This is a genomic window from Mesorhizobium sp. M1A.F.Ca.IN.020.06.1.1, from assembly GCF_004023265.1.
In the GTDB taxonomy this organism is placed as follows: domain Bacteria; phylum Pseudomonadota; class Alphaproteobacteria; order Rhizobiales; family Rhizobiaceae; genus Mesorhizobium.
Window position 1 is genome coordinate 1 of the sequence record NZ_RZSR01000385.1, and the last position, 5171, is coordinate 5171.

A 5171-nucleotide genomic window follows, 5' to 3' on the forward strand; every position below is an offset into this window, starting at 1 on the left:
TCATAGAGCGAAACGACTACAACGGTGCCGGTGAGAACTGGGTGCTCCAAGGCGTCCAGATCATGCAGTCCGGCAACGGTCTGGTCGGGGCCGGTAGTGCGCCGGCCGGTACCAACGCCGCTCTCGGCGGTGCTACCGCGATCGACCTGAATAGCGCGGTCGGCGCGAATGGTGGCAGCCTTTCCGCCCCGTTGGTGATTTGGGACAACGACGTGGCCAAGGTGAACGGTGTGGATACAGCCGTCGCCGACAACGACGTCATCAAAATCGTGGACATCGGCTTCACCACGACGCAGACCACGACGCCGGACGCGCACCTCGACTTCGGCGTCCAAATCGCGGACGCGGACGGCGATATGACCACCGTCCAGCACATACTCGTCGACATCGCCTGACACAGAAGCAGCGGGGGCGGCCAAGTGCTGCCCCCGTTGGAACTCGGCAGTAAGGCATCGAAACGGGGGGTTCCGTGATGCAGCCAAGGCCGCAATTCCAGGAAGTGATGCGTCTGGCGCGCCGCCAGGCGCCGGCCCTTTTCCTCTTCAGCTTGCTAACCAATCTTCTTCTGCTTGCCAGCACCATCTACATGCTGCAGATCTATGACAGGGTGCTGTCGAGCGGCTCGATCGACACGCTGCTGTGGCTCACCCTTGCCGTCATCGGCGCCATTGCCGTCTATGGCCTCTTGGAACATGCCCGCCGGATGATGCTGGGGCATATCAGCCAATGGCTGGACGACCAGCTCAGCGTCCCGGTGATCGAACGCGCCATGGCGGCGCGCCTGGCCGGCAGCAACGTCGAAGCCGGCCTGAAGGACGTTAGCGATCTTCGCAGCTTCATTGCCGGCGACGGCATTCTGACCTTTCTCGACGCGCCATGGACGCCGGTATTCATGGCGTTCATGTGGTTTCTGCATCCGGCATTGGGGGTGCTCGGCCTTGCCGGCGCGGTGCTTCTGTTCTGCTGCGCTCTAGCCAACGATTTCCTCACTCGCCGCAAAAACCAGGAAGCAGCCGCAGGGTTGCGCCGCAGCCAGGCCGCCGTCGGTCAATTTGTCGATGGCGCCGAAACATTGCGCTCGCTCGGCATGTCCGAGCCGGCGCTGTTGCGCTGGGAGCAAAACCAGCAAGCTCTCACAGCTCTGCAGTCCCGCATTTTCCAGCGCACCACCGTCATCGGCAGCCTGTCGCGCTCCCTGCGCCTCGCCCTCCAGGTGGCCGTGCTGGGGCTCGGCGCCTATTTCGTCCTGCACCGCGAACTCACGGGCGGGTCGATGATTGCGGCTTCCATCCTGCTCAGCCGCGCGCTGGCGCCGATCGAACGCTCCATCGGCGCCTGGCGCAGCCTGGTCAACGCTCGGGCCGCGCGCCAGAACCTGATCAAGCTCTTTGCCGCCACCGGGTCGTCGCAGAACGTCGGCGTCACCTTGCCGCGCCCGCAAGGCCGGCTGAAGTTAGAGAACCTGCACTATTACGCGCCGGGAACCCCGCAGGCCCTGCTGAACGCGATAAGCTTCGGTGTCGAGCCCGGCCAGACCTGCGGCGTGATCGGCTCGTCCGGCTCCGGCAAGACCACGCTCTGCCGTCTCATCGTCGGCACGATGCGACCCTCGCTGGGCCATGTCAGGCTGGATGGTGCGGAGGTCTGGAATTGGCCGTCGAACGAGCTCGGCCAGCATATCGGCTACCTGCCGCAACAGGTCCAATTGTTCCCGGGAACAATCGCCGAGAACATCGCGCGCCTGCGCGACGTCGACAGCGAAGCCGTCATCGCCGCGGCCCAGCTCGCCGGCATTCACGAGATGATCTTGCGGCTGCCGAACGGCTATCGGACCGAGGTCGGACCGCACGGCGTTCGGATCTCGCGCGGTCAGCGGCAGCGCATCGCGCTGGCTCGGGCACTGTTCGGCGACCCGCCGCTGATCGTACTCGATGAGCCGAACACCGGCCTCGACGGCGAAGGAGAGGCGGCGCTGTTCAACGTGCTTCAGCAGTTGAAGGAGCGCGGCCGCACGGTCGTTATCGTCAGCCATCAGACCAGTCTTCTGCGCACGGCTGACAACATCGTCCTCCTCCGCGACGGATCGGTCATGATGCTCGGCACGCGCGACGAGGTGCTCGGCGCGCTGGCAGGCCAGCCCAGGCGCATTCCGATGCCGGGGGCCATGCGGGACAAGATTGCCGCCTTCGCGCCGGCAAACCTGAAAGCGGTGGAGTGAGCCATGGACTTCTCGACGCTTCTGAACGGGCTGGCGGACAGCCTGCGTGAGCTGACCGGCACGCTGAGCATCTTGGCCGGGGATCTGACCGCCGCGGCCTCGATTTGGTATGACGGATTGGGTTGGCCGACGCGTATCGCTCTGACTGTGGCCGCCGGCGCGCTCGTCCTGCTCCTGATTTCCCGATTCTTCCGGCGGCGGTCACATGCATTCCAGGCAATCAGTGGCGACCTCAATCAACGGACCCGGCCGGCGCGTATGCTGGGCTATGTTTCATCGATTGTCTTCGTCGGCGGCGTCGCCGTGTGGTCCAGCGTCGCGCTTCTGGCAAGTGCCGTCGTCGCCGATGGCGTCGTCAGCCCCGAAGGCTATCGCAAGACGGTCCAGCACCTTGAAGGCGGCATTATCGGCGCGATTCATGTCAAGGAGGGCGATAAGGTCGGCGTCGGAGAGGTCCTCATCAGCTTGAAGACTACGGAGGCGCAGGGCCGCTACGACGAGTTGCAGGGGCGCTATATCCGCCTGCTGGCAACCGAGGCGCGCCTTGTCGCGGAGCTTGCCGGCCAGAATCGGGTCGCCTTCCCCAAGGAGCTGACCTCGATCGACAGCGAGCTGGGGCGAAACGTGGTCGCCGAAGAGCAGGCGCTGCTCGACAGCCGCCTCGCGACCCGCGACGGGCGCACGCAGATCCTCAACAAGCGCATCGCGCAGATTGAGGAGCAAAGTGCGGGATCAAGAGACGTGATCGCCGCAGAGACCGAGCAACTCAGGCTGATCGACCAGGAGATCGCTTCCGCCCAAGAGCTTTACAAAAAGGGGCTGGAGCGCTTGCCGCGGATATTGGCGCTGCTGCGCTCCCAGGCCGATATCCGCGCCAACCAAGCGTCAAACCGGGCTCAAGTGGCCCGCAACGATCAGCAGATCGGCGAAACCCAGTTCCAACTCCTCAACCTGCGCCAGCAGGACAGTGAGAGCGCCAACGAGGATCTCGCCAAGGTGCGCACCGACCTGGCCGAATTGCGCAGCCAATTGCCCTCGCGCCAGGATGTGCTGGCCAGGACCGACATCGTCGCGCCGATTGCGGGAACGGTGATGAATTTTCGCGTAACGACCGAATCCGGCGTGATCGCCAGCGGCCAGCCGCTTCTCGATATCGTGCCCAACGAGCCCAATCTGGTCATCGATTCACGCATCAAGACCACGGATATCGATGTGGTGCATCCAGACATGCCCGCCCGCGTGGTGTTGACGGCCTATCCGAGCAGGCATCTGCCGCAGATCCACGGTCTGCTCACCTCGGTGTCGGCCGATCGGCTGACGGATGAGAAGACCGGCGAGCCCTATTTCCTCGCCAAGGTCAAGGTCGACGCGGCCGATCTCGAAGAACTGCACGACGTCCGTCTATCGCCCGGCATGCCGGCGGAAGTGATGATTCTGACCGGGGAGCACACTTTGCTCGACTACATGCTGGCCCCGGTGGAAGCCTCCCTCACACGCTCTTTCAGGGAGAATTGAAACGAAGCAACTCGTGCCAGTAAGCACACAACACCACCGAGACGTCGGCCTCAGGCCGACGTCTCATGCTGCCGAAGGATTCGAACGTGCTAGCGCCTTAGAGCGTAGACATTGTCCATCGAAACGCCACCCAGAGGCAGCGCCATCTCGTCGTCGAGAATCCGAGTGATGCGGGCAAAGCCGACAAAAGCCTTTCTCGCCTCCTCAGCCGACATCTTGCCAGCCATAGCTGCCGAGCAGCAATTCACGGCGCATTGATAAACGGGGCCGCGCCTCCCCGTTGGCCACTTCCGCAGGAACACCATCGCTTCGGAGACGCTGTCGACTTCCTCCAAGGGGTATCCCTGCCCACGCGCGATCCGCACTGGGGTAAAGAAATGCAAGCGATCCATCACTATCCTCCCGGTCGACCGCAAAGCGGCCGAACCCGCATAAACGCATGTCCAGGGGTTTGGTTCCACACAATTTTGGTTGCTGGTCGAAAAAGTTCGGAACCGGACAGGGCGCGATTGGCAAGCCGACTCAAGTAAAGGCGATTCCTGTTTTGGCGCGACGAGAAGCGCGATTCTCATTGAATGACTTTAAGGCCAAAGCCGGCAAATGGATTGCTTGTAGGTTCCCCAGCGTCAGGCTTACCCTCACCAGTTAACGCGGGGACGCCGCGTTTTGCAAAAGGGGACAGTTGCAATGACTATACAAGGCGCTTCGCCGGACCTCTACAACGAGGATCTGGCTCCGGCAACAGTCAGGAACTGGGGGCCGTTTTCAATCTTCAACGTCTGGACTTCCGACGTCCACAGCCTCTGGGGCTATTATCTCGCCGCGAGCCTTTTTCTGTTCTGCGGCGGCTTCGTCAACTTCATCATCGCCATCGGCATCGGCTCGCTGATCATCTACTTCCTGATGAACCTTGTCGGCTATGCCGGCGTGAAGACTGGCGTTCCCTACCCCGTGCTTGCGCGCGCCTCCTTCGGCATCTGGGGTGCCAACATTCCGGCGCTGGTGCGCGCCGTCGTCGCCTGCTTCTGGTATGGCGCCCAGACGGCCGCCGCGTCGGGCGCAATCGTCGCGCTGCTGACGCGGCTGCAGTGGTTCGACGAATTCAACCGGACCTCGCATCTGCTCGGCCATTCCACCCTGGAGGTGATCTGCTTCGTCGTCATATGGGCGCTGCAGCTTTTGATCATCCAGAAGGGTATGGAAACGGTGCGGCGCTTCCAGGACTGGGCCGGACCCGCCGTTTGGGTGATGATGCTGATCCTGGCGATCTATCTCTGCGTCAAGTCGGGCACCTTCGCCTTCACCAGCGATATTCCGATGGACGTGCTGCTCGACAAGACCAAGGATGCCGGCGTGCCAGGCGAGCCGGGTTCGTGGACCGCGCTGTTCGCGGTGGCGGCAATCTGGGTAACCTACTTTTCGGCGCTCTACCTCAACT

Annotated in this window: 5 protein-coding genes; 4 read left to right on the top strand and 1 reads right to left on the bottom strand. The window is 62.9% G+C overall.

Translation table 11 applies throughout. The features are described from left to right. The 3 genes from EOA60_RS17615 to EOA60_RS17625 form a co-directional block, all read left to right on the top strand. Positions 1–395 (top strand): hypothetical protein (locus EOA60_RS17615; protein WP_164899372.1); only part of this gene is annotated, 395 nt, incomplete at its 5' end. A 77-nt stretch (positions 396–472) separates the two neighbouring features. After that, positions 473–2218 carry a type I secretion system permease/ATPase gene (locus EOA60_RS17620; RefSeq protein WP_245322438.1) on the top strand — a complete coding sequence of 582 codons (1746 nt, stop codon included), beginning with the start codon at positions 473–475 and terminating at the stop codon, positions 2216–2218. A gap of 3 nt (positions 2219–2221) precedes the next feature. Continuing rightward, the gene (locus EOA60_RS17625; RefSeq protein ID WP_095825381.1) at positions 2222–3733 is read left to right on the top strand and encodes an HlyD family type I secretion periplasmic adaptor subunit; all 1512 of its coding nucleotides are present in this window, start codon (positions 2222–2224) and stop codon (positions 3731–3733) included. An 89-nt stretch (positions 3734–3822) separates the two neighbouring features. Here EOA60_RS17625 and EOA60_RS39890 read toward each other — a convergent pair whose 3' ends face one another. Beyond that, positions 3823–4305, bottom strand: a complete 483-nt coding sequence (locus EOA60_RS39890; protein WP_348632713.1) for a DUF982 domain-containing protein — start codon at positions 4303–4305, stop codon at positions 3823–3825. Positions 4306–4420: 115 nt separating this feature from the next. Here EOA60_RS39890 and EOA60_RS17635 point away from each other — a divergent pair. Further along, positions 4421–5171: cytosine permease (locus EOA60_RS17635; RefSeq protein WP_206628151.1), on the top strand; the 751-nt coding region annotated here is incomplete at its 3' end.